General features: G+C 58.4%; 28 protein-coding genes. 13 read left to right on the top strand and 15 right to left on the bottom strand.

All coding sequences use genetic code 11. The annotated features are described in order from the left end of the window. Positions 1 to 102: 102 nt before the first annotated feature. Positions 103 to 1764 (bottom strand): sulfate adenylyltransferase subunit CysN, encoded by a 1662-nt coding sequence (gene cysN, locus KTN04_RS05520; protein ID WP_217334216.1) that lies wholly within the window; start codon positions 1762 to 1764, stop codon positions 103 to 105. A gap of 114 nt (positions 1765 to 1878) precedes the next feature. Further along, positions 1879 to 2796 (bottom strand): sulfate adenylyltransferase subunit CysD, encoded by a 918-nt coding sequence (gene cysD / locus KTN04_RS05525; RefSeq protein ID WP_407659243.1) that lies wholly within the window; start codon positions 2794 to 2796, stop codon positions 1879 to 1881. Positions 2797 to 3083: 287 nt separating this feature from the next. On the opposite strand from cysD, the gene KTN04_RS05530 reads away from it, so the two are divergent. From KTN04_RS05530 to KTN04_RS05540, 3 genes are read left to right on the top strand one after another with little or no spacing between them, the layout of a single operon-like run. Then, complete coding sequence (locus KTN04_RS05530; protein ID WP_217334217.1) at positions 3084 to 4742, top strand: nitrite/sulfite reductase; 1659 nt, start codon at positions 3084 to 3086, stop codon at positions 4740 to 4742. Then, on the top strand, positions 4726 to 5202 hold the full coding sequence (locus tag KTN04_RS05535) for a DUF934 domain-containing protein (protein ID WP_217334218.1): 477 nt from the start codon (positions 4726 to 4728) through the stop codon (positions 5200 to 5202). Before KTN04_RS05530 ends, KTN04_RS05535 begins: the two co-directional genes overlap by 17 nt. A 14-nt stretch (positions 5203 to 5216) precedes the next feature. Then, complete coding sequence (locus KTN04_RS05540; protein WP_217334219.1) at positions 5217 to 5840, top strand: phosphoadenosine phosphosulfate reductase domain-containing protein; 624 nt, start codon at positions 5217 to 5219, stop codon at positions 5838 to 5840. A gap of 63 nt (positions 5841 to 5903) precedes the next feature. Here the strand turns inward: KTN04_RS05540 and KTN04_RS05545 are convergent, their stop codons facing one another. The 4 genes from KTN04_RS05545 to KTN04_RS05560 form a co-directional block, all read right to left on the bottom strand. Beyond that, positions 5904 to 6293: a universal stress protein gene (locus KTN04_RS05545; protein ID WP_217334220.1), complete on the bottom strand. Its 390-nt coding sequence runs from the start codon at positions 6291 to 6293 to the stop codon at positions 5904 to 5906. A gap of 112 nt (positions 6294 to 6405) precedes the next feature. Further along, the gene (locus KTN04_RS05550) at positions 6406 to 7149 is read right to left on the bottom strand and encodes an integron integrase (RefSeq protein ID WP_217334221.1); all 744 of its coding nucleotides are present in this window, start codon (positions 7147 to 7149) and stop codon (positions 6406 to 6408) included. 105 nt (positions 7150 to 7254) lie between these two features. Further along, positions 7255 to 7458, bottom strand: a complete 204-nt coding sequence (locus KTN04_RS17375) for a transposase (RefSeq protein WP_217334222.1) — start codon at positions 7456 to 7458, stop codon at positions 7255 to 7257. After that, on the bottom strand, positions 7455 to 7766 hold the full coding sequence (locus KTN04_RS05560) for a hypothetical protein (RefSeq protein ID WP_217334223.1): 312 nt from the start codon (positions 7764 to 7766) through the stop codon (positions 7455 to 7457). Before KTN04_RS05560 ends, KTN04_RS17375 begins: the two co-directional genes overlap by 4 nt. Before the next feature lie 31 nt (positions 7767 to 7797). On the opposite strand from KTN04_RS05560, the gene KTN04_RS05565 reads away from it, so the two are divergent. The 4 genes from KTN04_RS05565 to KTN04_RS05580 all read left to right on the top strand — a co-directional run bounded on the left by KTN04_RS05565 (position 7798) and on the right by KTN04_RS05580 (position 11560). After that, on the top strand, positions 7798 to 8637 hold the full coding sequence (locus KTN04_RS05565) for a putative selenate ABC transporter substrate-binding protein (protein ID WP_217334278.1): 840 nt from the start codon (positions 7798 to 7800) through the stop codon (positions 8635 to 8637). 6 nt (positions 8638 to 8643) lie between these two features. Continuing rightward, positions 8644 to 9375, top strand: a complete 732-nt coding sequence (locus KTN04_RS05570) for an ATP-binding cassette domain-containing protein (RefSeq protein WP_217334224.1) — start codon at positions 8644 to 8646, stop codon at positions 9373 to 9375. Further along, positions 9372 to 10901: a PhnE/PtxC family ABC transporter permease gene (locus KTN04_RS05575; RefSeq protein WP_217334225.1), complete on the top strand. Its 1530-nt coding sequence runs from the start codon at positions 9372 to 9374 to the stop codon at positions 10899 to 10901. Before KTN04_RS05570 ends, KTN04_RS05575 begins: the two co-directional genes overlap by 4 nt. Positions 10902 to 11077: 176 nt before the next feature. Next, positions 11078 to 11560 (top strand): GNAT family N-acetyltransferase, encoded by a 483-nt coding sequence (locus tag KTN04_RS05580; protein WP_217334226.1) that lies wholly within the window; start codon positions 11078 to 11080, stop codon positions 11558 to 11560. A gap of 71 nt (positions 11561 to 11631) precedes the next feature. On the opposite strand, the gene cspE is transcribed toward KTN04_RS05580, so the two are convergent. From cspE to minC, 4 genes are all read right to left on the bottom strand, one after another. Further along, a complete protein-coding gene (gene cspE / locus KTN04_RS05585) occupies positions 11632 to 11838 on the bottom strand; it encodes a transcription antiterminator/RNA stability regulator CspE (protein ID WP_217334227.1) in 207 nt (68 codons plus the stop codon). A 317-nt stretch (positions 11839 to 12155) separates the two neighbouring features. After that, positions 12156 to 12404, bottom strand: a complete 249-nt coding sequence (minE, locus tag KTN04_RS05590; protein ID WP_217334228.1) for a cell division topological specificity factor MinE — start codon at positions 12402 to 12404, stop codon at positions 12156 to 12158. Then, on the bottom strand, positions 12404 to 13216 hold the full coding sequence (gene minD / locus KTN04_RS05595; protein ID WP_217334229.1) for a septum site-determining protein MinD: 813 nt from the start codon (positions 13214 to 13216) through the stop codon (positions 12404 to 12406). The genes minE and minD overlap by 1 nt, the downstream gene beginning before the upstream one ends. Positions 13217 to 13252: 36 nt before the next feature. Beyond that, positions 13253 to 14011 carry a septum site-determining protein MinC gene (minC, locus tag KTN04_RS05600; RefSeq protein WP_217334230.1) on the bottom strand — a complete coding sequence of 253 codons (759 nt, stop codon included), beginning with the start codon at positions 14009 to 14011 and terminating at the stop codon, positions 13253 to 13255. A 164-nt stretch (positions 14012 to 14175) separates the two neighbouring features. On the opposite strand from minC, the gene KTN04_RS05605 reads away from it, so the two are divergent. Next, positions 14176 to 14547 (top strand): glutaredoxin family protein, encoded by a 372-nt coding sequence (locus tag KTN04_RS05605; protein WP_217334231.1) that lies wholly within the window; start codon positions 14176 to 14178, stop codon positions 14545 to 14547. 100 nt (positions 14548 to 14647) lie between these two features. Beyond that, a complete protein-coding gene (cysG, locus tag KTN04_RS05610) occupies positions 14648 to 16066 on the top strand; it encodes a siroheme synthase CysG (RefSeq protein ID WP_217334232.1) in 1419 nt (472 codons plus the stop codon). Between the two features lie 3 nt (positions 16067 to 16069). Here cysG and nhaD read toward each other — a convergent pair whose 3' ends face one another. Next, the gene (gene nhaD, locus KTN04_RS05615; protein ID WP_217334233.1) at positions 16070 to 17311 is read right to left on the bottom strand and encodes a sodium:proton antiporter NhaD; all 1242 of its coding nucleotides are present in this window, start codon (positions 17309 to 17311) and stop codon (positions 16070 to 16072) included. 104 nt (positions 17312 to 17415) lie between these two features. Here nhaD and KTN04_RS05620 point away from each other — a divergent pair, with 104 nt between their 5' ends. Next, on the top strand, positions 17416 to 17688 hold the full coding sequence (locus KTN04_RS05620) for a GIY-YIG nuclease family protein (protein WP_254262389.1): 273 nt from the start codon (positions 17416 to 17418) through the stop codon (positions 17686 to 17688). 56 nt (positions 17689 to 17744) lie between these two features. Continuing rightward, complete coding sequence (locus KTN04_RS05625) at positions 17745 to 18041, top strand: hypothetical protein (protein WP_217334234.1); 297 nt, start codon at positions 17745 to 17747, stop codon at positions 18039 to 18041. A gap of 10 nt (positions 18042 to 18051) precedes the next feature. Here the strand turns inward: KTN04_RS05625 and purT are convergent, their stop codons facing one another. Continuing rightward, positions 18052 to 19233: a formate-dependent phosphoribosylglycinamide formyltransferase gene (gene purT / locus KTN04_RS05630; RefSeq protein ID WP_217334235.1), complete on the bottom strand. Its 1182-nt coding sequence runs from the start codon at positions 19231 to 19233 to the stop codon at positions 18052 to 18054. Positions 19234 to 19421: 188 nt separating this feature from the next. Continuing rightward, positions 19422 to 20048 (bottom strand): LysE/ArgO family amino acid transporter, encoded by a 627-nt coding sequence (locus tag KTN04_RS05635; RefSeq protein ID WP_217334236.1) that lies wholly within the window; start codon positions 20046 to 20048, stop codon positions 19422 to 19424. A gap of 105 nt (positions 20049 to 20153) precedes the next feature. Between KTN04_RS05635 and KTN04_RS05640 the strand changes: the two genes are divergently transcribed. Further along, a complete protein-coding gene (locus tag KTN04_RS05640; RefSeq protein WP_217334237.1) occupies positions 20154 to 21080 on the top strand; it encodes a LysR family transcriptional regulator ArgP in 927 nt (308 codons plus the stop codon). A 51-nt stretch (positions 21081 to 21131) separates the two neighbouring features. Here KTN04_RS05640 and KTN04_RS05645 read toward each other — a convergent pair whose 3' ends face one another. Continuing rightward, entirely contained in the window at positions 21132 to 22871 is a 1740-nt protein-coding gene (locus KTN04_RS05645) for a DEAD/DEAH box helicase (protein ID WP_217334238.1), read from the bottom strand. A gap of 138 nt (positions 22872 to 23009) precedes the next feature. Continuing rightward, a complete protein-coding gene (locus KTN04_RS05650; RefSeq protein ID WP_217334239.1) occupies positions 23010 to 23786 on the bottom strand; it encodes a hypothetical protein in 777 nt (258 codons plus the stop codon). 130 nt (positions 23787 to 23916) lie between these two features. Here KTN04_RS05650 and smrA point away from each other — a divergent pair, with 130 nt between their 5' ends. Then, positions 23917 to 24495, top strand: coding sequence for a DNA endonuclease SmrA (gene smrA, locus KTN04_RS05655; protein ID WP_217334240.1), 579 nt, complete (start codon positions 23917 to 23919; stop codon positions 24493 to 24495). The last annotated feature ends 68 nt before the right edge of the window (positions 24496 to 24563 follow it).

The raw sequence follows: 24563 nt of genomic DNA on the forward strand, positions 1-24563 counted from the left end.
GCTTAATTTTACCGGATTTATAACCTCAGGGTATAGATCAGCCTGTTGACGTTTGACAACTGCTGACGCGCAAGCCGGCGCAGTGCCGGCCCGCGCAGGCCCTCAGATCAGGCCGGCCTGCTCGATTTGCTGCAGCAGAAACTCGACCTGAGCCGCCGGCGTGCCGTCCAGAGATGCGTCCAGCGTCAGCACCAGGTCGGCATCACCGTCTGTACGGCCATCCAGCAGCAGCAGACCAGCCGTTTTCAGTGCCGCGATCTGCTCGGCGCTCTGGTCGGTCACTGCCAGCGGCAGACGGCCTCGGTTAAACAGCTGCTGCTCCAGAGTGAATATCAGCGTGTTGCGCAGATCCTCGTTGCCACCCTGCAGGCGAACCACCGCAGCCTTTTGACCACAGCGCTGGGCACGCAGTTCAGTGCTGACAACCGACGCATTCTGCAGCTCGATGGCGCTGTCATTGACGCTGCGCGCTTCAATCATGCCGGCCGCAACGGTGGCATTGGTCAGGCGGTCAACCACGATGAACGAACCGGTGCCCTTGTGGCGACGGTAGTCGTCGGCAACGATCGGGCGCTCGAGGGTCACTTCTACCTGCGCGATTTCATTCAGGCCCAGGGTCGCGGCCGGGCTCTGTTCCAGTGTGTTGACGTCGATGCGATGGCGAATGGCGCTGATACGACCGGCCGTGCGGGTGCTGGCCAGCTTGATCTCATAGTTGCGGCCCGGCACCAGCTCCTGTTCGGACATCCATACCAGATGCGCCCCGAAGCGTGACGTGGATTCCGGTACCTGATGGCTGTGCACGATGATGTCACCGCGCGAGATGTCGATCTCGTCTTCCAGCGTCAGAGTCACGGACATGGGCGCGAAGGCTTCCTGCAGTTCACCGTCGAAGGTGACGATGGACTTCACCTTGCTGGACTTGCCTGAGGGCAGCACAGTGACTTCGTCGCCCGGGCGCACGATGCCGGCGCTGAGCGTGCCGCAGTACCCGCGGAAGTTCAGGTTCGGGCGGTTGACGTACTGCACCGGGAAACGCAGCTCCTCGAAGTTAGCGTCGCCGGCGATCTCCACGTTTTCCAGCGTCTGCATCAGCGATTCGCCGCTGTACCAGGGCATGTTCTCCGACGGGTTGACCACGTTGTCACCCTTGAGCGCGGAGATCGGCGCGAAGTGGATATCCTTCAGGCCCAGGCCCTTGGCGAAGTCCAGGTACTCCCGCTTGATCTCTTCAAAGCGTTCCTGGCTAAAGCCGACCAGGTCCATCTTGTTGATGGCGACCACGGTGTGCTTGATGCCCAGCAGGGACACGATGAAGCTGTGACGGCGAGTCTGTACCTGCACGCCGTGACGGGCATCGATCAGAATGATCGCCAGGTCACAAGTGGAGGCGCCGGTGGCCATGTTGCGGGTGTACTGCTCGTGTCCCGGGGTGTCAGCGATGATGAACTTGCGCTTGGAGGTAGAGAAGTAGCGATAGGCCACGTCGATGGTGATGCCCTGTTCGCGCTCAGCCTGCAGACCATCAACCAGCAGGGCCAGGTCAATCTCTTCACCGGTGGTGCCGACTTTCTTACTGTCGCTCTGGATGGCGGCCAGCTGATCTTCATAGATCATTTTGGAATCGTGCAGCAGGCGGCCGATCAGGGTGGATTTGCCGTCATCCACGCTGCCGCAGGTCAGAAAGCGCAGCAGTTCCTTGTTCTCGTGCTGATCCAGGTAGGCATCGATGTCGGTAGCGATCAAATCGGATTGGTGTGACATGTTATCTTTTCCCGTGTTCTGTCTGTGGAGCCCGTCCGGCGCGTCTCAATATGTGCCTGTGCCCAGGAGGGCGGGCTCCCGCAATGAAGGCTGTAACCGCGTGTTAAATCGAGATCAGAAGTAGCCTTCCATCTTCTTCTGTTCCATGGAGCCGGCGCTGTCGTGGTCGATGGCGCGGCCCTGGCGCTCCGACGTGGTGGTCAGCAGCATTTCCTGGATGATCTCGGGCAGAGTGTCGGCGTCGGATTCGACAGCACCGGTCAGCGGATAGCAGCCCAGGGTGCGGAAGCGGATGTTCTTCATCATCGGCACTTCGCCCTCGGCCAGCGGCAGGCGCTCATCGTCCACCATGACCAGCATGCCATCGCGCTCCACCACCGGGCGCACGGCGGAAAAATACAGCGGCACCAGCGGGATCTGCTCCAGATGGATGTACTGCCAGATATCCAGCTCGGTCCAGTTGGACAAGGGGAATACACGGATGCTCTCGCCTTTGTCGACACGGGTGTTGTAGGTGTTCCACAGTTCCGGGCGCTGGTTTTTCGGGTCCCAGCGGTGGTGCTTGTCACGGAAGGAGAATACGCGCTCCTTGGCGCGGGACTTCTCCTCGTCGCGGCGCGCGCCACCAAAAGCGGCGTCGAACTTGTACGTGTCCAGTGCCTGCTTCAGGCCCTGAGTCTTCATGATATCGGTGTGCTTGGCCGAGCCGTGCTCGAACGGGCTGATACCCATTTCAACGCCTTCCGGGTTGATGTGCACGATCAGATCCATGCCGGCTTCCTGTGCCATCTTGTCACGGAACTGGATCATTTCCTTGAACTTCCAGGTGGTGTCCACGTGCAGCAGCGGGAAGGGCGGCTTACCCGGATAAAAGGCCTTGCGGGCAAGGTGCAGCATCACCGAAGAGTCCTTGCCAATGGAGTAGAGCATGACCGGATTATCAAACTCGGCCGCCACCTCGCGGATGATGTGAATGCTCTCGGCCTCGAGCTGTTTCAGATGGGTCAGGCGGTGTTCCGGCAACAGATTCATCATTCGACTCTTTCAGTTGGTTAGTCCTTAAAGCCCATGTAAACCTGTGGGCTCATAACTGAAAAGCATTATGTCGAAGAGTTTATAAAATAAAAAAGAATATATATGAATCCTCATATGCCTTTAAGCTATAAAGGAGGTTCATGAATGCCAGCCTGCGGACGCCACTAAGGTCTAAAATTCTAAAATAGAATAACAAAATTATTAATTAGTATTTTACGTTATAAAAGAGGGTGGGTAGCATGTCAGCCTGTTTTAATGACGCTTAATAACAAGGTTGACCTGACATGTACCAGTACACCGAAGTGGACCAGAAGCTGGTTGACGAACGGGTGGCGCAGTACCGCGACCAGACCCGGCGTTTTCTGGCTGGCGAGCTGCCGGATGAAGAGTTCCGTGCCCTGCGCCTGATGAATGGCCTCTATATCCAGCGTCAGGCGCCGATGCTGCGCGTGGCTATCCCCTACGGCCTGATGTCGTCCACGCAGCTGCGCAAGATGGCCCATATCGCCCGTACCTACGACAAGGGGTATGGCCACTTCACCACGCGTACCAACATTCAGTACAACTGGCCCAAGCTGGAAGAAGTGCCGGATATCCTGGCCGAGCTGGCCGAAGTGCAGATGCACGCCATCCAGACGTCTGGCAACTGTATCCGCAACACCACCACAGACCCTTATGCCGGCGTGATCGCCAGTGAATTGGAAGATCCGCGTCCCTGGTGTGAAATTATCCGTCAGTGGTCCACGCTGCACCCGGAATTCGCCTACCTGCCGCGCAAGTTTAAGATTGCCGTGACCGGTGGCCCGGAAGACCGTGCCGCGTCTCAGGTGCATGATATCGGTCTGCATCTGGTGAAGAACGAACAGGGTGAAATCGGTTTTGAAGTGCTGGTGGGTGGCGGTCTGGGCCGTACGCCGATCATCGGCAAGCAGATTCGACCCTTCCTGGCACCCCAGGATCTGTTGTCGTACCTCGAAGCGATCATTCGCGTGTACAATCTCAACGGTCGTCGTGACAACAAGTACAAGGCGCGCATCAAGATCCTGGTCAATGCCATGGGCATCGATGCCTTCCGCGAGCAGGTGGAAGCCGAATGGGCCGAGATCCGTGAATCCGACCTGCGCCTGTCACAGGACGAGATTGACCAGGTGAAGGCTCAGTTTGCACCGCCGGCCTACGCGGCCGATGCGGTCAACAACACGCTGGATGCGCAACTGGCTCAGAATGATGACTTCCGCATCTGGTTCGAGCGCAACACCGTTGAGCACAAGGTGCCGGGCTATCGTATTGTAGTGGTATCGCTCAAGCCACACCTGCAAGCGCCAGGCGACATCACCGATCTGCAGATGGATGCTGTAGCCGATCTCGCCGATCGTTTCTCGTTTGGCGAGATTCGTGCCACCCATCACCAGAACCTGGTACTGGCCGACGTTAAGCAGGGCGACCTGCTCGAGGTGTGGAAGATCCTCAATGCCAACAATCTGGCACGCCCGAACATCGGCACTCTGACCGACATGATCGTCTGCCCGGGCTTCGATTTCTGTGGCCTGGCCAACGCCAAGACACTGAATATCGCCGACCAGATCAACGAAAAGTTCGAAAACGTGGATTACCTGCACGACATCGGCGAAGTGCGCCTGAATATGTCCGGCTGCATCAACGCCTGTGCGCATCATCACGTGGGCCACATTGGTATTCTCGGCGTCGACAAGAAAGGCGAGGACTGGTATCAGTTCACGCTTGGTGGCTCATCCGAAGCGGACGCGTCCCTGGGCAAGGTGCTGGGCAAGGCCATCGCGGCGGATGACGTCGCCAACACCATCGAAAAGATTTTGCTCGCGTACATCGATCAGCGCGAATCCGAAGCGGAAAGCTTCCTGGATGTGGTGCGTCGTGTCGGAGTTCAGCCGTTCAAGGAGGCCGTATATGCCGCTGATCATTAATCGTACCCCGGTCACTGAAGACACGTGGGTCACTCTGGCAGAAGACCAAGCGATTCCCGCTGACGGCGCCATCATTCTGCCGTTGGCGCAGTGGCTGGAAAACCGTGAGGCTCTGGCGGGTCGTGACATCGGCGTACAGGTCAACGGCGACGACGATCTGGAGCAGGTGCTGGCCCTGAACGGTCAGGTTGAGCTGATCGCCGTGGAATTCCCGGCCTTTACCGATGGCCGTGGCTTCAGCATTGCGCGTTTGCTGCGCCGTGCCGGTTACAAAGGCCAGTTGCGGGCCGTGGGTGATGTCACCCGTGACCGTCTGGCGCACTTGGAGCGCTGCGGCTTCGATGCCCTGCTGGTACCGGAAGACCGCTACGCGCCGGAAGTGCTGAACGCCTTCGACGAAATGAGCGTTCGCTACCAGGGTGGCGCATCCGTAACCCGCCCGGCCTACCCGCAAAGCTGACAAGGAGAACAGGAATGAGCATCGATCTGGCCGCTGCCAACGCCGAACTGGCGGGCAAGACCCCGCAGGAAATCGTTGCCTGGGCGGTCGCCAACAGCAACCAGCCGCTGGTGACGACCAACTTTCGTCCCTACGAGTCGGTGATACTGCACATGGCCGTACAGGCCAAGCCTGACATCCAGGTGCTGTGGGTGGATTCCGGTTACAACACGTCAGCCACGTACCGCTTCGCGGAAAAGCTGATCAAGGACCTGAACCTGAACATCGTTACCTATATCCCCGAGATGAGTGCCGCACGCCGCAACGTGCTGATGGGCGGCATCCCGGACGTGGATGATCCTCAGCATGACGAGTTTACCCGTCAGGTAAAACTGGAGCCGTTCCAGCGCGCGCTGGCCGAGCTCAAGCCGGACCTCTGGCTGAACGCGATCCGCAAGGATCAGACCGAATTCCGCCAGTCACTGGATATCGTGTCTGCCAGCAAGGACGGCATCATCAAGGTGGCACCGCTGTTCAACTGGAGCGAAGCGGATATGGACGCCTACCTGGCCGCGCATGATCTGCCCAACGAACACGACTATTTCGACCCGACCAAGGCGCTTGAAACGCGTGAGTGCGGGCTGCATACGCAGCTGTAATCTCGGCACTGTCGTTGTCTTGAAAACCCGCCGTGTGCGGGTTTTTGCGTTTACAGCAGGCCGTTATTCATCGAGATTGACGATCAGCAAGTCGGCCTTCACATGGTTGACGAGTTTGGGAACGGAACTGAAGAGGCGGCTGATCAGGGTATGGTGGTGGCCACATACGACAAGATCAATACCACTGGTCTCGACCAAACCGGCCACCTTCATATGCAAATCCCCGATGACCGACAGTGTCTCCGCTACGGGATAGCCAGACTCGTTGGCAAGTGTTTGTAGCTGCGCCTGTATTCGCTGTTCTTCTTTTGGGTCTTCCCTGATGTGGTCCGTTTCAACATACACGATTGAAAGCCGGCTATTGGCCGACTTGGCTTGTTCGATGGCTTTATCGATCAGAGCTTTGCTCGCGTCAGACAGGTCCACAGCGACAAGAATATGTTGATAGCTCATTACTTTTCTCCTGCTTAAGGAACGAGACGCTGTTCACAGCTTAGCAGGTTGGTGGGCACGGGTAGGGCAGTCACAGCCGGGTCGAACGGGCAGAGCCAGACAAACAAGGCGCTTACAGGGTACTTAACGGACTTCTGACGCCCTGGACTCCCCGTTGCAACACGTGCGTATAGATCTCGGTGGTCTTGACATCGGCGTGGCCGAGCTGTTGCGGTACCGTCCGAATATCCACGCCCGATTGCAGCAGGTGTGTAGCAAAGGAGTGCCGTAAGGTGTGACAGGATACCGGTTTACGGATATTTGCATCCCGCGCCGCTTTTTTTACCCGTTTGTTCAGGTTACTCTCATTGTAATGGTGCCGGCGCAGGACTTTGCCGGCGGAGTCAATACTCAGGCGGGAAGCAGGGAAGAGATAATGCCAGCCAGACTCGAACGGCGCATTGGGATACTTGCGAGCAAGCGCATCAGGCAGCCACACGCCGGCATAACCGGCTGTTCTCAGGTCTTGCAGCAGGAAGTTGTCGACCTTCCTGATTTGCTCATTCAGCAAGGGCAGAAGCTCTTCCGCCAGCGTTACCAACCTGTGCTTGCCACCCTTTCCGTTGACCACCCGAACCTGTCGGTAATCAAAGTCTATATCCCTGACTCTAAGCCTTACCAGCTCGATACGCCGCAGGCCCGAGCCGTACAGCATCGCCGCCATCAAGTAGTGAATACCGTTCAGCTCACAAAGCAGCGCAGAGACTTCCCGAGTCGTCAGTACAATGGGCAGTTTGGGGGGTATGGGCCTTGCAGTAGCCGGACAAGTCACCAACGGCTTGATCCAGACATTTGGTTTTGACAAACACGATAGCATTCAGGGTAATGGCTTGGGTGCCGGCAGACACAAGTGACTGTGGTGTCTAGTTAAATACTTACGCAATATTTTCGCCCCATCGTGTCTCATTCTTGAGCATGGTATTCAGCACCACAATGAGCTTTCGCATGCAAGCGATGATGGCGACTTTGGCCGTTTGCCTTGGGCTTTTAGATGCTCGTAGAAGCGTTTGAAAACGGGGTTACATTGGATGGATGACAGCATCGCCATGAACATAACGGTGCCTATGCGGTGACGGCCTCCATGGATGCGCCGTTTGCCATTCCAGGAGCCGCTATCACGGTTCATGGGTGCGACACCGACGAGCGCGTCGAGTTGCGTTTGCCGAGCTCTGGAAGCTCGCTGAGCAGGGTGTACGCGAGGACTTTGCCGCCCCCCAGTACACTGGTCAGGATCTCGGTTTTGATACGCCAATGCTTGACCTGCACAACAGCTTCATCGATCTGTTTGGTGATCGTCTTGATTTGAGTTTCCAGCGAACGTAGCAGCGCTTTGATAGAGCGGTGCAGGGCTTTGGGTAAGCTCTGGAGGCGGTTTTTCTTCATGCTCTGCATTTCAAGCAATTGGCTGCGCCGAATGAGTAAGTCCTTGATCATCCGGGATACGACAACGCTGATACGTCGCTTGATGGTGCTGGCGCTGCTGGTACTGCCGGCACTGGCCCAAGCCGAAACCTTTGTGTTCACGGCCATCCCGGATGCGGACGAATCACGCCTGCAGCAGCGTTTCGGCAAGGTGGCCGATTATCTGACTGAGACGCTGGGGGTCGAGGTTAGGTATATCCCGGTGAAGTCCTATGCGGCGGCGATCACGGCGTTTCGCAACAACCAGGTACAGCTGGCCTGGTTCGGCGGCTTGTCGGGCGTACAGGCGCGGCGGCTGGTGCCGGGCTCCGAAGCGCTGGCGCAGGGCTATGAGGATCAGTTTTTCAAGAGTTACCTGATTGCGCACGCCGACACCGGCCTGACACCGACGGAGAGTTTGAGCGATGCCCTCAAGGGCAAGACGTTCACCTTCGGCTCCAAGGGGTCCACATCGGGCCGCCTGATGCCGGAATTCTATTTGCGTGAGCATTTCAGGGCCGCCCCCGAGGACATCTTCGACCGGGTCGGTTTTTCCGGCGACCACAGTCGGACCATTGCACAGGTGCAGGCCGGTGCCTACCAGGTGGGTGCGGTCAACTTTGCCGTCTGGGAAAAGGAGCTGGCAGAGGGCAGGGTGGATGCCGACAAGGTCAGGGTGATCTGGACCACACCGACCTACCCGGACTACCAGTGGACCGTGCGGGGCGATGTCGACGCGCATTTCGGTGCCGGCTTCAAGGAGCGGGTGCGCGCGGCGCTGCTGGAGATGAAGGATCCCGAGCTGTTGTCCAGCTTCCCGCGCCAAGCGTTTGTACCGGCCGACAATGACGACTACGCGCCCATCGAGGCGACAGCCAAAGCGATCGGCCTGCTGGATGACTGAACACTCATGAGTGGGCTGCCGGTTGTATTTCGGCTTTCGGGGCACTCCCTGGCGTATGGCGACCACCGGGTGCTGGACAACATCAGCCTGCAGATTCGTCGTGGCGAGAAGGTGGCCTTGCTGGGGCCGTCCGGTGCCGGCAAGACCACGCTGTTGCATATTCTGCACGACCAGCAACCTGAGCAAGTCGCACTGCAGCCGCAATCTGGTGGCCTGGTAGATATGCTGTCGGTGTACCAGAACGTGTTCATGGGCGGGCTGGCGCGGGTTGGTACACTGCCTGCGTTGTGGAATCTGCTGCGGCCCTTGCCGTCACACCGGAAAGCAATCGCGGCGCTGGTAGAATCATTGGGTCTGACGGACAAACTCTGGCAGTCGGTGGACCGGCTCTCGGGCGGCCAGCGTCAGCGTGTTGCCATTGGGCGTGCCCTGTATCGTCAGCAGCCGGTTTTTCTGGGGGATGAGCCTGTATCGGCACTGGATCCGCTGCAGGCCGGGCTGCTGCTGGAGCTGCTGCTGGAGCGCCATGAGACGGCGGTTGTTAGCCTGCATGACCGTCGGCTGGCGCTGCAGCATTTCGATCGCATCATCGTCATGCGAGACGGGCGAATCAGCTGTGATTGCGCGGCATCCGCGTTGTCGGAAGCCGCCCTGAATGCCTGGTACCGGCAGGATGAGCCGCTGGAATCCGCACGCCAGCCGGATGCCGCCGATCCCTGGCTGATGAGTCGGCCATGAAGTCGCTGGTGCGTGCGCCGTCCAGCGTGGGCGCCATGAATCGTGTCTGCCTGTTGTTGTTGGTGGGCGCCCTGCTGGCGCTGCCCTGGGCCGATCTGGCGCTGTACCCGGTGGACCCCTGGCAGGAGCTGGGACGCATCGGGCATGGCTTGCTGTTGCCCGCCTGGGATGAGCCTCGGATACTGCTTGAGGCGGTGGGGCAGACGGTGGCCTTCGCGCTGCTGGCGGTGGTGATTTCCGCTCCGGCGGGCCTGATATTGGCCATGCTGTTTCACTGGCGTCTGGTGCGCGTTTTCTGTGCGACGATACGTTCAGTGCATGAGCTGTTTTGGGGGCTTATCTTCATGCAGCTGTACGGGCTGAGCGCCACTACCGGGCTGCTGGCCCTGTTGGTGCCCTTTGCCGGCATGTTTGCCAAGGTGTTTGCCGAAATTTTCGAGCAGCAGGCCCGCGATCCGGCGTTGACGCTGGCGCCCGGGCTGGCCATCGGCAAGCGTTACGCCTATACCCTGATCCCCCAGGCATTGCCGGCGCTGCTGAGTTATACCCGCTACCGCTTTGAATGTGCGCTGCGCTCCAGTGCGATCCTCGGTTTTATCGGGCTGCCGACACTTGGGTTTCACCTGGAAACCGCCTTCAAGCAAGGACAGTATGCAGAGGCCGGTACCTTGTTGTGGGCCTTCCTGGTCTTGATAGCCACCACCCGTTTCTGGCTGCGTCCCTGGCTGCTGCCGGTCTATCTGCCGGTGGCCGCCTGGCTGTTGCCGGACACTATCGGCTTCAGCAACGGCGGCTATTTCTGGCAATTTGTCAGTGAGGATATCTGGCCGGCCACCCTGCGGACGGGGGATCTGGTCGGTACGTTGGACTGGTACGGCCGCATGTTGAGCGAGCAGGTGTGGCCGGGGCTGCTGCAAACGCTGTTGCTGACTCAATTGGCCCTGGTGCTGACAGCCGGCGTTGCGCTACTGGTCTACCCGCTGGCCACGTATGCGCTGGCCGGGCCGTTGTTGCGCTGGCCGGGCCGTTTTCTGCTGTTGGTGCTGCGCTCGATACCGGAGATGGTGTTGGCCTTCGTGTTCATGCTGCTGTGCGGCCCGTCGGGGCTTCCGGCTGTGCTGGCGCTAGCGTTGCATAACGGGGGCCTGATCGCGTTTCTGATCGCAAATGCCAGTGATGCCGAGCAGCAGGCGAGCCGACAGCGCCCGGACGATCCGCGCGGGCTGTTGCGATATGCCTATATCGAAACGCCACGGCGCTTCCCTGCGCTGCTGGCATTGCTGTTCTACCGCTGGGAAGTCATTTTGCGCGAGAGTGCGATTCTGGGCATCTTGGGTATTACCACGCTGGGATTCTATGTCGATTCCGCATTTGAAGAGCTGCGCTATGATCGCGCCTTCCTGCTGATCGCGGTTACTGCTCTGTTGAATGTATGGGTAGATGCCGTCTCCAGGCGACTGCGGCACTGGGCAAGGCCTGAATATCATGCCCGTTTACGTTGCCGCCAGCCGTATCGGGCGTGCTGAGTGCGGCCGTGGGTTGAGCCGGGCGAGAGGTGTGAGAGGCATGAAGAGGGCGGTGCAGTCGGTGTGTCTCGTTCTTATCACACGTTGAAATGCCCCGGTGGCGCGTTCAGGTATACAGCACTGACGGACATACACGCGTTTTGAGTGAATACACGCAAAGGGATAAAACATTACCGATGAATATTGAAATCGTACGGGCTGATTATGCCAACCTGCGGCATGCGGATGATATTCCGATGCTGCTGAACGAGTATGCACAAGACCCCATGGGCGGTGGCAAAGGGCTGGACCCTCGGGTGCAGACTGGCTTGGTGGATGCGCTGGCACGCGTGCCCAATGCCTTTTCCGTGCTGGCATATGTGGATGAGCAGCCGGCCGGGTTGGTGAATTGCTTCCAGGCGTTTTCGACGTTTGCCTGCAAGCCGATCATCAATATACACGACGTTGTGGTATTGAAACCCTATCGGGGTGTTGGTCTGAGTCACAGAATGCTGGAGAGGGTGGAAACCATTGCTCGCGAAAGAGGATGCTGCAAGGTCACGCTGGAAGTCTTAAGCGGTAATGAGGCAGCGAAAGCGTCTTATCAGCGTTTCGGCTTTGCCGGTTATGAGCTTGATCCGGAAACCGGGGTGGCGCTGTTTTGGGAGAAAAAGCTGTGAGGCGATGAAATGGGGCATAAAAAAACGGGCCGCAGGGGCCCGTTTTCTTGTCAGCTGACTAAACCCGGGGTTTAGATAGCGACGATGTTCTCTGCCTGAGGACCTTTCTGGCCCTGAGTCACGGTGAACTCAACCTTCTGGCCTTCTTCCAGGGTCTTGAAACCGCTGCCGGAAATAGCGCTGAAGTGAGCAAAAACGTCCGGGCCGTTTTCCTGAGCGATGAAACCGAAGCCTTTAGTTTCGTTGAACCATTTAACTGTGCCGGTAGTAGTAGACATAATAATAATCTCGATCTAAGTAATGTTTTTGAACCCTGGCATCATTGCCTGAGGTTCGAGTAGTGCTTGAGGTAATGTTGGTACTTATGGATACAGAACGAGGTACTAACTACTAGGCAGGACGTCGAAATGGTGCATAAATGCTTGTGTTACTCTTAAGCCTGTTCAGAATATACTATTTGCCGAGTGAGTCAAAGCTTTATTTTACTTTTTGCCTGATGGCCCGTTAACGGCCGTTGGAGTGGTGAGAGAGGGTTGGCGTCTTGGCAGGAAGGAGAGAGGCCAGAAGCAGCCTCTCGGGGAAATCTTTGGGGGGCTCAGCTTTTGTCAGGCAACGTGACGTTCAGTTCGAGAATGGAGCAGTCTTCATCCAGGTTGATTTGGATGTCATCGGTGCATACGTCGACATACTTGGCGATAACAGCCAGAATCTCCTGCTGCATCTGGGGCAGATATTCGGGCTGGGTGCGCTGATTGCGTTCGTAAGCCACCAGGACCTGCAGGCGCTCCTTGGCGACGCTCGCTGACGTCTGCTGTTTGGGGCGAAAATAACTCAGAATACCCATTAGCCTTTCCGTCCAAATACTCGACTCAGGAAGCCTTTACGCTCGACGTTAAGGAAGCGATGCTCGCGATCTTCACCCATGAAGCGGGCAATGGCATCATCATAGGCCTGACCGGCATCGCTGTCGCTATCCATGATGACCGGCACACCCTGGTTGGAGGCCTTGAGAACCGCTTCTGATTCGGGAATAACACCCAGCAACGGGATGGCCAGAATCTCCTTGACGTCTTCAACACTGAGCATTTCACCAGCATCGACGCGGCTCGGGTTATAGCGGGTCAGCAGCAGGTGCTCCTTGACGGTCTCGCCTTGTTCGGCCTTGCGGGATTTGCTTTGCAGTACACCCAGAATGCGGTCTGAGTCACGTACCGAGCTGACTTCCGGGTTGGTTACCACGATGGCTGTGTCGGCAAAATAGAGCGCCAGATGGGCACCTTTTTCGATGCCGGCCGGGGAATCGCAGACAATGTAATCAAAACTCTCGCCAAGCTCGTTCAGCACCGCTTCTACACCTTCGATACTCAAGGCATCCTTGTCACGTGTCTGTGAGGCCGGGAGGATATACAGGTTTTCGGTACGCTTGTCACGGATCAGCGCCTGGTTGAGCGTCGCTTCCTTGTTGATGACATTGACGAAATCATAGACAACACGGCGTTCACAGCCCATGATCAGGTCCAGGTTGCGCAGGCCGACGTCAAAATCGATCAAAACGGTTTTGAATCCTTTCAGGGCGAGCCCGGTACCGATCGCGGCGCTGCTGGTGGTTTTGCCCACACCCCCCTTGCCGGAAGTGACTACGATAATTTCAGCCATGCATGTGTATCCATCAAATCTGAAGAAGCGGTTAGATTAAAGTGAAACTGTATCCAGTCGTGAGCCACGGAGCAATGCCTGTATCGGCTGCTGCCAGCACTCGGCATGCAGATCTTCACTGGTCTTAAAGTAGCCGGCGATGGAGATCAGCTCGGCTTCCATACTCTGGCAGAAAATGCGTGCTTCAGTGTCACCGTTGACACCGGCCATGGCGCGGCCACGCAAGGGACCATAAACATGGATATGGCCATCGGCCATGACTTCGGCGCCGGCACTGACCGGAGCGAGAATTACCAGATCGGTTCCGCGCGCATAGACTTGTTGGCCCGAGCGTACCGGTGTGGTGATAACCTTGGCAGCCGGTGCCGACGGCTGTTCAGGCGCTGCAGGCGGTTCGGCTGCAACCGGTTCGGGGGCCGCCTCCATATCACGAACGGGCCTGCGCTGGTGGCTGAAGTCGGCCAGCTGAGTCACATTGCACAGCTCGGCAGAGGTTTCTGGGTCAGCCTTCAGGCCGACGGGGACCAGCGCCAGCTCCCGGCACAGCCGGATCAGCGCCTGCAACTCCACCAGAGTGGGGGCGCTGGTCAGTTGCTGTAGGTTAAGCACAACCGGCATGTTGCTGAACAGCATCGGAACCTTGGCGGCGTGTGCGGCCAGCTGCGGTTGCAGCTGCTCGGTATCGCTGGTGCTCAGAATCAGTTCGTTGAGCGCTGCGCGAGTACTCTTGAACTGAAAGCAGCAGGTGTTGGATTCCTGATTCACGGCGTGGCCCATCGGCATTTTCTTGCTCACGAAAGAAGTCCCTGTGCATGAAACTTCGTGGGTTCTGGATATGCGGTTAACCATATCATGTAACCGGCAGTGGCCGACAGGCATCCGGGGCCGCTGCTCAGTTTTTTGATCCTGATCATTGTAGTACACTGCGCGATTATTCTTGAACAGGAGCTGAAGCCACCATGAAAGCTGTTCGCTGGGTGCTGGGTCTTATCGTCATGGGCCTTCATTATCTGACACTGCCACGCCGCGGCAAGCGTAGCCCGCAGGCACAGCAGCAGGTCGAGGAGGCGATTGAAGGTTATGCGCTGTACCAGTTGCCCACCTGTCCATTCTGCGTGAAGGTGCGTCGTGCCATGCGCCGCCTAAACTTGCCAATCGAATTGCGTGATGTGCGAGAAGATGATCATCACCGTCAGGACCTGATCCAGGGGGGTGGCCGCATGAAGGTGCCTTGCCTGCGTATTGATCATGCTGATGGTCACAGCGAGTGGATGTACGAATCCAGTGATATTGTTGCCTTTTTGGAAGGTCGCTTCCCATTACAAAAGTGATAACTAATATACCTAATAGTTATCAATAATATATTTTTTATTACCATAAAAGCGGCTATAGTGGGTCGGTATCAAGTTGTACCGTCCCGGAGCCGACACGATGGATTACCTGCCGCTTTTCTTCGATCTTAAACAACGCCCCGTGCTGATGGTGGGGGGCGGTGATATCGCTCTGCGCAAGGCCCGGCTGCTGACACGGGCCGGTGCACACATCACCCTGGTTGCCCATGCCGTATTGCCAGAGCTACGCGAGATGCTGGAGCAGCATCAGGGGCGGATCATCATCGGTGAGTATCATCCCGAACTGATCGACAGTAAGGTGCTGGTACTGGCTGCGACGGATGATGATGCGCTCAATGAGCGTGTACATTACGATGCCGTCGACCGCAACGTGCCGGTTAATGTCGTTGACAATCCCAAGCTGTGTACCTTTGTCTTCCCGGCGATTGTTGACCGTTCGCCCATCGTGATCGGCATCAGTTCCGGTGGTCAGTCACCGGTGCTGGCACGCTTGCTGAGGGCCAAGCTGGAAACTTGGATTCCGACGGGTTATAGCCGTCTTGGGCAGCTGGTCGGGCGCCTGCGTGACAAGGTTAAGGCGCGCTTCGGCACCGTGAACGAGCGTCGCATCTTCTGGGAGTCCGTACTGCAGGGGCAAGTGGCCGAGCGCGTATTTGCCGGTCAGGAAGCGGAAGCTGAATCCCTGCTGGAAGAACAGATCAAGGCCGGCAATGCCTCACATCAGACAGGCGAGGTTTACCTGGTCGGTGCCGGCCCGGGGGATCCTGAGCTGCTGACCTTCAAGGCGCTGCGACTGATGCAGCAGGCCGACGTCGTGCTTTATGATCGACTGGTGTCGCCGGACGTGCTGGATTTGTGTCGCCGTGATGCGGACCTGATCTTTGTGGGCAAGCAGCGTGACAACCATGCCGTGCCCCAGGACGGCATCAACCAGCTGCTGATTGATCATGCGCGCTTGGGTAAGCGGGTGGTGCGCTTGAAAGGCGGCGACCCTTTCATTTTCGGACGCGGTGGCGAAGAGTTGGCTGAACTGAAGCGGGCGGGCATTCCCTTTCAGGTGGTGCCGGGTATCACGGCGGCCAGTGCTTGCTCAACCTATGCCGGCATTCCGCTGACGCACCGTGACTATGCCCAGTCGGTGAAGTTCGTCACCGGTCAGCTGAAAAATCGCACCACTGAACTTAACTACGCCGAACTGGCCCACCCCAACCAGACCATCGTGTTCTATATGGGGCTGCATACGCTGGAGCATTTGTGTGCCGGGCTACTGGCGCATGGCAAACCGGCGGATACGCCGGCGGCTATCGTATCGCGCGGGACGGCACAGGACCAGCAGGTACTGGTCGGTACCCTGGCGACCTTGCCGCAGCTGCAGGCTGAAGCTCAGTTGCCGGCCCCCTCGCTGATCATAGTGGGCGAAGTTGTGGCCCTCCAGTCGCAGCTGTCCTGGTTTGGGCAGGAGCGCTCGCCGGTGAGTCTGGCACCGACGAGCGCCTGAGGCTCAGTGCAGCAGGTGGCCGACCACATAGCTGCCGGCAAAGCCGACGCTATAGGCCACCAGAATCACGGCCGAGTAGCGCATGAAGCTGATGAAGGTGATGGCTTCCACTTTGCTCATGGCAACAATGCCGGCAGCAGAGCCGATCACCAGCAGTGAGCCACCCACGCCAACCGCGTAGGTCAGGGTCAGCCAGCTGGCGGCATCCATGCTGATATCGGACTTGAGCAGTGCGGCTGTCAGTGGCACGTTATCCACGAGCGACGACAGCAGGCCCATGACAAAGTTGGCCCCGGTGGTGGGCAGCACCTCGTAGACGCGTACCAGCGAGTCCAGCACGCCGATCTCCTTCATCATGCCCACCAGCAGTAGAATGCCCAGGAAGAACAGCAGGGTGTCAAACTCGATGACCCGAATATAGTCCAGCAGGCTTTCCCGTTCATCGTCCTTGTAGCACAGTCGTCCAATCAGGAACATGATCGACAGCCCGAACAGGAAGGTCAGCAGCGGCGGTACCGACGCGATCACGTTGAGAATGATGGTCGAGATGATGGTCAGCAGGAAGATGAATGCGATCATCATGCCCACCTTGTCGTCCCGACGCGGGCTGGGGCTGATTACCACCTCGCCTTGCAGAGGGCGTGCCAGCAGTGTGGCCAATAGCATGACGCTGGCCAAGGCCGGCAGACTCAGCCACAGCAGGTCATCAATCATTACTTTCTGCTGCATGAAGATCATCAGGGTGGTGACATCGCCGGTGATCAGCGCTACCCCGCCCGAGTTCACTGCAAATACGACCAGTACGGCAAAGCGGACCGTTTTCTTCGCTTCCATTTTCAGCGACAGCACCAGCGCGATGGAGATCAGGGTAGCGGTGATATTGTCGGAGAGGGAGGAGAAGAAGAAGGCAAAACCAGCAACCAGAAACATGAGCCTGCGCTCGCTGAGCCGTTTGGGCAAGACCTTGTAGATGAGTGTCTCGATCAGTCCCTGGTGGTTCAGGAAGGCCACGAACGTCATGGCAGCCATGAGAAATAGCCATAGACTGGCGATTTCGAGAATGTTCTCGTCGAGTTTTTCCTGAATGAAGTGGCTGTCGGTGCCGTGTGGCGGGAAGAGAAAGAGCAATAACCAGGCAAGAGTGCCGAGGAAAAGTGTCGTTTTCGCCTTATTGATGTGAATCACATCTTCCAGCACGATCATCAGGAAGGCGAGCCCTGCGATCATGAGTAATAGCGTTTGCATCGGTGTTACCGAGCCCCCAAAATTATGTGGAGTATGAATTCTACGCCCGTACCGGGTGTGACAACAGAGGGGAATCCGACATTGGTGTGGTGCAGGTGAGCGACATGGAAGTGAACAATTGGTCGGTATATATGCTTCGCTGCGCCGATGGCAGTCTCTATACCGGTGTCACGACCGACCCTCGGCGGCGCCTGGCCGAGCATAACGGTGAAGGCGGCAGCCCAAGAGGCGCGCGCTATACCCGAGCGCGCCGCCCGGTTGAGCTGGCGTGGGTGGAAGGCGGGCACGATCGCCGTTCAGCCTTGCAGCGCGAGTGGGCCTTGAAGCGGTTGAAACGGGATCAGAAGGAACGGTTGATCAGTAAGATGTATCCATAAGGCGACGAGTGGTGTTACTATACGGCGACACTCATCCATAGATGCTTTGATGCCACATGTTTAAGACTGACCGCACCAAACTCTTTCCAACGGCCTACCACCCTGCGGGGCGCGCTGTGTTGCCCTGGTATGAGCGTGTCGGGCGCAAGGTGTTCCGCAGCTACGGTCACCCGGACGGCCCTTCCACCGAAGCGGAATTCATTGTGCAGCAGGACAAGCTGATCCCGTTGGCGCAGTCGGCGGATACCCTGACGGGGGCACCCTGGTTCGTAGAGCGTGACCAAGGGTATTGCCCGGGATACGGCCACCCTGATGGCAGCGGCCGCTTGCCCTGGTTCGAAAGTCGCGACTGATTGTCGCGCCCTAAAGTTCAACTCTCACGGTTTGGGCACAGGTGCGCGCCTTGTCACGGGCTTCCTCTATAGTCTCGCCACGCGCCAGCGCAACGCCCATGCGCCGGCGGCCATGAATTTCAGGCTTGCCGAACAGGCGCAGGTCGGTGTCCGGTGCTGCCAGTGCAGCCTGCAGGTGAGCAAAGCAGGTTTGTGTTGATTCGCCGGTCGGCAGGATGACGGCCGAGGCGGAAGGGCCATGCTGGCGGATCTGCGGAATGGGCAGATTGAGAATGGCACGGGCATGCAGGGCGAACTCGGACAGGTCCTGTGAAATCAGGGTCACCATGCCGGTGTCGTGCGGGCGAGGCGAGACTTCGCTGAAAATCACGTCATCCCCCCGAATGAACAGCTCAACGCCAAAAATGCCGTGTCCGCCCAGCGCGTGGGTTACTTTTTCGGCCATCACCTGAGCCGCTTTGCGTGCGGCCGGTGACATCAGCTGCGGTTGCCATGACTCACGGTAGTCGCCATCGACCTGAATATGCCCGATCGGCTCGCAAAAACTGGTGCCGCCGATGTGGCGTACCGTCAGCAGGGTAATTTCATAGTCGAACTCGACAAAGCCCTCGACGATCACACGCCCGCCACCGGCGCGGCCGCCTTCCTGTGCGTATTCCCAGGCTGCATCGACTTGGTCAGCTTGCCTGATGGTGCTCTGGCCCTTGCCGGATGAGCTCATGATTGGCTTGACCACGCAGGGCATGCCGATTGCGGCAACGGCCGCTCGGAACTCCTCCAGGTCGCCAGCGAAGCGATAGGGCGAAGTGTTCAGCCCCAATTCTTCGGCAGCCAGGCGGCGAATGCCTTCTCGATTCATGGTGAGTTGGGTGGCACGTGCCGTCGGGATGACCGTGAAGCCTTCCTCTTCCAGCTCGGCCAGGGTGTCGGTCGCAATGGCTTCAATCTCGGGCACGATGTAGTGCGGCTTTTCCTGCTCGATCACCGCCCGCAGCGCATCGCCATCCAGCATGGAGATAACATGGGCGCGGTGTGCAACCTGCATGGCCGGTGTGTTGGCATAGCGATCAACTACGATGACCTCGACGCCCAGGCGCTGCAATTCGATTACGACTTCCTTGCCCAGTTCACCACCGCCGCACATGAGCACGCGAGTGGCGCTGGCTGATAAAGGTGTACCCAGAGTGGTCATGGCCAGTCAGCTCCCAATTGAAAAAGTTTCACGCATTATAGGGCTGTGCTGCCGGTAAAGGCCAATGGCCTGACTATACTGGTGCAGGTAAGAGGTGTTCTTCGCTCCATACCCCTCAGGTATGGTTATGGTCGGGCTCTCTGGCCGCTCAAGCTGCCCGGTATCGGGCAGCTTTTTTTGTGCCGGATTTACAGGGTGAAAATCAGGCTGACAGCAATACTCCACATCATCAAACAAATCAGGCCATCCAGAATGCGCCAAGCGACCGGTTTGCGGAACAGGGGCGCCAGCCAGCGCGCACCGATGCACAGGCTGCTGAACCAGATGACTGAAAAGCTCACGGCGCCCACGGCAAACCAGATGCGCAATTCCGGCGCATACTGACCGCCGATGCCGCCAATCAGTACGATGGTGTCGATATAGGCATGGGGGTTAAGCAGCGTGACGGCGGCGGTCGTCAGCAGGGCACTCTTGAGGCTGGCAGCACCGCGGTTGTCCGTCGTGAGGGCATGGCTGTCCAGCGCGCGGCGTGCCGCCTGCAAGCCAAACCAGAACAGGAACAGTGCACCGCCCCAGCGGGCAATTTCCAGCAGCAGGGGTGACTGGCTGAAGGCAACGCCGAGGCCGATGACGCCGGCGGTCATCAACACGGCATCAAAAAACATGCACAGCAGTGCGATGGGCCAGTGAAACTCGCGCTTTAGGCTTTGTGTCAGGACGAACGCATTCTGGGCACCGATAGCCATGATCAGGCCGGCCGAGGTGGCCAGGCCTTTGCTCCAGGCCAGCCATTCCAGCGTCAATAATGGGGTCATGCCGGGGTATCCTCCGTGGCGGCAGGGGTCGATAAGGGGGCGTATATTGCGTTCGTGACGGTGGTAAGTAAAACTAATCTTTTTAATCAATCATTAGAGACATTAATGAAACTGGAGATGCGTCAACTGGCCGCACTGGCCGCGGTTATCGAAGAGTGCAGCTTCGAGCGCGCTGCTCAGCGTCTGCATGTCACCCAGTCGGCCGTATCCCAGCGCATCAAGCAGCTGGAGGAGCGCTTTGGTCAGGTACTGGTTGTGCGCAGTACGCCTGTACAGGCCACTGAAGCCGGTCAGCGGGTACTCAAGCACTACCGTCAGGTCAGCCTGTTGGAGCAGGAGTTGCTACAAACGCTTTCACAACAGGATGCTCAGGGGTTTAGTCGGGTGGCGTTGGGCCTGAATGCCGATAGCTTGGAAACCTGGTTTCCGGGCGCAGTGGCGACGCTAGTGACCGAGCAGCGGTTGCTGCTGGATCTGAAGGTGGATGATCAGGATGTGACGCACCAGCTGCTGCGCGACGGTGAAGTGATCGGCTGCATTACTTCGTCGCCCCGTGCGATGCCGGGCTGCCAGTGCGTGCCGCTGGGAGTGGTGCCGTATCGCTGCCTGGCCAGTACGGCGTATCTGGCGCGTTACTTCCCCGAGGGGGTCACGGCTGAAGGCTTTCGTCACGCGCCGGTTGCCGAGTTCAGCCGCAAGGATCGGTTGCAGAATCGCTATCTACAGCAGTTCTTCGGTTTGGCCCCGCACAGCTATCCGCGGCACCGCATTCCGTCGTCCGAAGCCTTCTGCGAGCTGATAGCCTTGGGCCTGGCCTGTGGCATGGTACCTGATCAGCAGGGGCAGTTGATGATTCGACAGGGGCGGGCGGTTGACATGACGCCGGGACAATATCTGGCGGTGCCGCTGTACTGGCATGTGTGGAATCTGGGGTCGGAACTGATCCGGTTGTTGACGCAGGCGCTGGTGGCTGCGGCCGAGCGTGAGCTGGATCCATTTTCCAGGCATCCGGTGCTGACGCATCCGGGGTAGGGCAGGGGTAAACGAAACAGCCCCCGCAAAATGCGAGGGCTGTGATGGGCATCAGTGACGCGGCTGGCGGCGTACCGGTGCTTTTCCGCGCGGGCGGCGTTGGGTACCGTTACCGTTTTCCTGCCAGGGGCGGATATCCAGACGCTGACCGCATACGCGCGCACGCTTCAGGGTCTGTAACTGACCTGACTCCAGGCCCTGTGGCAGATCGACGCAGCTGAATTCGTCAGCAATGTTGATGCGACCGATCTGGCGGCTTTCAATACCGGCTTCGTTGGCGATGGCGCCGACGATGTTACCCGGCTTAACGCCATGCAGATGGCCCACGCCGATCCAGTAACGCTCCATGCCGGCGGCAACCGGTTCGTTGCGCTGGTTGCGACGCGGGCGCTCGCCTCGCTCGCCGCGTTCACCACGCTCCTGACGCTCGCGCGGGGCCGGGCGAGTGTTGGGATCGGGCTCGTTTTCGTCCATCCAGAGCGGCTTGTCGCTGTGCATCAGCGCGATGGTAGCGGCGACCAGCTGCCCGGTGCTCAGCTCGGATGTCTCCTGCAGCTTGTTGATCAGCGGCATGTACTCGTCGAGGTTTGCTTTCTCGGCAGCAGCCAGGATCTGCTTCTGCAGGCGCTCGGCACGCAGCTCATTGATCTCCTTGGCGGTCGGCAGCTTCAGCGTTTCCAGCGGCTGGCGCGTGGTGCGTTCCAGCTGGCGCAGCAGACGCTGTTCGCGCGGTGCGACAAACAGAATAGCATCACCGTTGCGACCGGCACGGCCGGTACGACCGATACGGTGAATGTAAGACTCGTTGTCGTACGGAATGTCATAGTTGATAACGTGGCTGATCCGTTCGACGTCGAGGCCGCGGGCTACCACGTCGGTGGCGATGACAACATCCAGCTCACCCTTTTTTAGCTTGCTGACGATGCGCTCGCGCTGTACCTGAGCGATATCGCCGTGCAGGGCGGCGGCCGGGAAGCCGGCGCGGGTCAGTTCGTCCGCCAGTGATTCGGTCGCGGTCTTGGTGCGCACGAATACCAGCGCGGCTTCATGCTCGTGTTGTTCCAGGATGCGGGTCAGGGCCTGGGTCTTGCTCATGCCGCGCACAACCCATACGCGCTGGCGAATGGTGCTGGCGGTTGCAGTTTGAGCCTGGATCTTGATGACCGCCGGCTCCTGCAGGTAATTCTCGGCAATGTGCCGAATGGCCTGCGGCATGGTGGCTGAGAACAGGGCGATCTGACGCTGCGACGGCGTGTGCTGCAGCACCCATTCGACGTCGTCGATAAAGCCCATGCGCAGCATTTCGTCGGCTTCATCCAGCACCAGTGCCTGCAGACGATCCAGCTGCAAGGTGCCGCGGCGGATGTGGTCCATAACACGGCCCGGTGTGCCAATAATCACCTGGGCGCCGCGACGCAGGCCACGGATCTGGCTGTCGTAACCCTGACCACCGTAAATGGACAGCGTGCGCAGTCCCGGCAGGTGCTTGGAGTATTTCTCACAGGCCGTCGCAACCTGCAGTGCCAGTTCGCGCGTAGGCGCCAAAATCAGCAGCTGCGGGTGAGTGGCGGTCGTATCGATACGCTGCAGCAGGGGCAGGGCGAATGCGGCGGTTTTGCCGGTACCGGTTTGAGCCATGCCAAGCAGATCCCGTCCCTCGAGCAGTGGCGGGATACTCCGTGCCTGAATCGGCGAAGGAGTTTCGTAGCCAACGTCGGCCAGAGCGTTAAGAATAGGGGCGGACAGTCCCAAATCGCCAAAGGTGGCGGGGCTGGTATCAGTGTTGGACATGCTGTGAGTTATACCTGGGTCTTGAGAGGAGGAGAAAGGTTGCGAGCGTTTTGGATCAAGAGCAACGCTTTCTGTAAATAATGACCAAATTATACGCGCCTTGGCGGATTGCGTCCACAGAAACCAGCATGTGCCGGCTCAGGGTGTGTCATGGCGGGTGAAATGGTTGTAAATATCAATCAACTCCTCTTCGCTGAAACGAACGATAACCAGCTGCTGGCCGGGATGAATGACATCCGGGTTCTGTCCCAGCAGCCCCTGCTGATGATTGAACACCCAGGTCTGCTCAACCTTGCGCTTGAGCAGGTGCCCCAGCCAGGAGCTGCGCTGGTCACCCAGTGGCTCATCGGCATCTTCAGGAATATCGGCGCTGAGCAGGCGGGAACGGTCTTCAAGGCGAATGCCGCGGGTAAAGGTGTCGATCAGACCGCGGTGGATGATGCCCCACAAGCCTTGCTGGTCGCTGGGCTGCACCGAGTGAATGTAAAACACCTCGTCGGCGGCCTGGTCAGGATGGTTGAGCAGCTCCTTCAGCCGAAGCCGGTTGCCTGGAAAGGTGATGTCAGAGGCTTTTGTGTCAGCACTGACCGTTCCGGGGATGTCAACACCGAAACTGGTGGCCGGCATATCGTCAACGGTCTCGATGGCCAGGCTGTCGCTATCGGTCGGTGCGGGCACGTGCAGCAGTTGGCTGCCGGTGACAAAGTGATCGGCCTGCGTCATGTCCAGAGTATCTTCTGCTGCCTGACGGGTCAGACTTTTGATATGCTCGCGCGCCTCGAGGCGAATGGCGTCTGAAACGGTCGTCTCGGCGGATGTGTTGGCTGTCGCAGTATCACGATTGTCGTTGTACCAGAAGGCATATGCCGCCAGAAGCGCGATGATGACAGTAAGGGCAATGATCAGGCGTTGCATTGTCAGAACCTGCCGGATTGAGAGCGTGTATGTACCTTAGATGAGAACTCTGGTCCGTAAAAGCGTTCCATTGAATTACAACAAGGGCATTGGTGTACTTTACCTGGATGCCGATAGTGGGAGAAAGCGCATGCGATTCGATTCAGAAACCGACTTTACCGAAATGATGCAGGCCGAGGGCGTGCAGCGTATTCGCTCACACAGTCCGGCACCGGCGGTGAAAACATCGCTGCATGCCGACCCGAACAAGAGTGTTCGTCGTCGTCTGGCACAAGGGTCGCCCGAAGGGCTGTCGCTGGCACCGGTCGAGTGGCTGCATCCAGCCGATCCGTTGTCCTGGAAACGTGACGGGGTACAGGAAGGGGTGTTTCGCAACCTGCGGCTGGGCCGCTATACCACGGATGCCAGCCTGAACCTGCAACACCTGACACTGGCGCAGGCCCGTGATGAAGTGGCCGGGTTTGTGCGCCAGAGCCGCGAGCTGAACATCCGCACGGTCTTGATTCAGCATGGGCGTAGCCAGAATCCGGAGGCGCATGGCAATCAGCTGAAGACTTATCTCAACGCGTGGTTGCCCTTGCTGGATGGGGTCATGGCCTTTCACTCGGCGCAGCCGCATCATGGTGGTACCGGAGCACTCTATGTGATGCTGCGCAAGAGTGATCAGGCGCGACAGGATAATTGGGAAAAACATCAAAAACGACGCTGACCGCATACGGATTGCATTACATCTGAAAAATCGCTTTACTGAAGCGACAAACCGGGTAGGGAAACAAC

Source organism: Marinobacterium weihaiense, assembly GCF_019061305.1.
Lineage (GTDB): Bacteria > Pseudomonadota > Gammaproteobacteria > Pseudomonadales > Balneatricaceae > Marinobacterium > Marinobacterium weihaiense.

Excerpts from the sequence above, each read along its gene's own strand:
- cspE (WP_217334227.1), bottom strand. The coding sequence starts at position 11,838 with ATGTCTACTACTACCGGCACAGTTAAATGGTTCAACGAAACTAAAGGC.
- KTN04_RS05530 (WP_217334217.1), top strand. The coding sequence starts at position 3,084 with ATGTACCAGTACACCGAAGTGGACCAGAAGCTGGTTGACGAACGGGTG.
- purT (WP_217334235.1), bottom strand. The coding sequence starts at position 19,233 with ATGACCACTCTGGGTACACCTTTATCAGCCAGCGCCACTCGCGTGCTC.
- KTN04_RS05625 (WP_217334234.1), top strand. The coding sequence starts at position 17,745 with ATGTTTAAGACTGACCGCACCAAACTCTTTCCAACGGCCTACCACCCT.
- KTN04_RS05570 (WP_217334224.1), top strand. The coding sequence starts at position 8,644 with ATGAGTGGGCTGCCGGTTGTATTTCGGCTTTCGGGGCACTCCCTGGCG.
- cysG (WP_217334232.1), top strand. The coding sequence starts at position 14,648 with ATGGATTACCTGCCGCTTTTCTTCGATCTTAAACAACGCCCCGTGCTG.
- nhaD (WP_217334233.1), bottom strand. The coding sequence starts at position 17,311 with ATGCAAACGCTATTACTCATGATCGCAGGGCTCGCCTTCCTGATGATC.
- cysD (WP_407659243.1), bottom strand. The coding sequence starts at position 2,796 with ATGAATCTGTTGCCGGAACACCGCCTGACCCATCTGAAACAGCTCGAG.
- KTN04_RS05575 (WP_217334225.1), top strand. The coding sequence starts at position 9,372 with ATGAAGTCGCTGGTGCGTGCGCCGTCCAGCGTGGGCGCCATGAATCGT.
- cysN (WP_217334216.1), bottom strand. The coding sequence starts at position 1,764 with ATGTCACACCAATCCGATTTGATCGCTACCGACATCGATGCCTACCTG.
- KTN04_RS17375 (WP_217334222.1), bottom strand. The coding sequence starts at position 7,458 with ATGAACCGTGATAGCGGCTCCTGGAATGGCAAACGGCGCATCCATGGA.
- KTN04_RS05640 (WP_217334237.1), top strand. The coding sequence starts at position 20,154 with ATGAAACTGGAGATGCGTCAACTGGCCGCACTGGCCGCGGTTATCGAA.
- minD (WP_217334229.1), bottom strand. The coding sequence starts at position 13,216 with ATGGCTGAAATTATCGTAGTCACTTCCGGCAAGGGGGGTGTGGGCAAA.
- KTN04_RS05545 (WP_217334220.1), bottom strand. The coding sequence starts at position 6,293 with ATGAGCTATCAACATATTCTTGTCGCTGTGGACCTGTCTGACGCGAGC.
- KTN04_RS05645 (WP_217334238.1), bottom strand. The coding sequence starts at position 22,871 with ATGTCCAACACTGATACCAGCCCCGCCACCTTTGGCGATTTGGGACTG.
- KTN04_RS05635 (WP_217334236.1), bottom strand. The coding sequence starts at position 20,048 with ATGACCCCATTATTGACGCTGGAATGGCTGGCCTGGAGCAAAGGCCTG.
- KTN04_RS05605 (WP_217334231.1), top strand. The coding sequence starts at position 14,176 with ATGAAAGCTGTTCGCTGGGTGCTGGGTCTTATCGTCATGGGCCTTCAT.
- KTN04_RS05535 (WP_217334218.1), top strand. The coding sequence starts at position 4,726 with ATGCCGCTGATCATTAATCGTACCCCGGTCACTGAAGACACGTGGGTC.
- KTN04_RS05620 (WP_254262389.1), top strand. The coding sequence starts at position 17,416 with ATGGAAGTGAACAATTGGTCGGTATATATGCTTCGCTGCGCCGATGGC.
- KTN04_RS05550 (WP_217334221.1), bottom strand. The coding sequence starts at position 7,149 with ATGCTATCGTGTTTGTCAAAACCAAATGTCTGGATCAAGCCGTTGGTG.
- minE (WP_217334228.1), bottom strand. The coding sequence starts at position 12,404 with ATGGGTATTCTGAGTTATTTTCGCCCCAAACAGCAGACGTCAGCGAGC.
- KTN04_RS05565 (WP_217334278.1), top strand. The coding sequence starts at position 7,798 with ATGGTGCTGGCGCTGCTGGTACTGCCGGCACTGGCCCAAGCCGAAACC.
- smrA (WP_217334240.1), top strand. The coding sequence starts at position 23,917 with ATGCGATTCGATTCAGAAACCGACTTTACCGAAATGATGCAGGCCGAG.
- KTN04_RS05650 (WP_217334239.1), bottom strand. The coding sequence starts at position 23,786 with ATGCAACGCCTGATCATTGCCCTTACTGTCATCATCGCGCTTCTGGCG.
- KTN04_RS05580 (WP_217334226.1), top strand. The coding sequence starts at position 11,078 with ATGAATATTGAAATCGTACGGGCTGATTATGCCAACCTGCGGCATGCG.
- KTN04_RS05560 (WP_217334223.1), bottom strand. The coding sequence starts at position 7,766 with ATGATCAAGGACTTACTCATTCGGCGCAGCCAATTGCTTGAAATGCAG.
- KTN04_RS05540 (WP_217334219.1), top strand. The coding sequence starts at position 5,217 with ATGAGCATCGATCTGGCCGCTGCCAACGCCGAACTGGCGGGCAAGACC.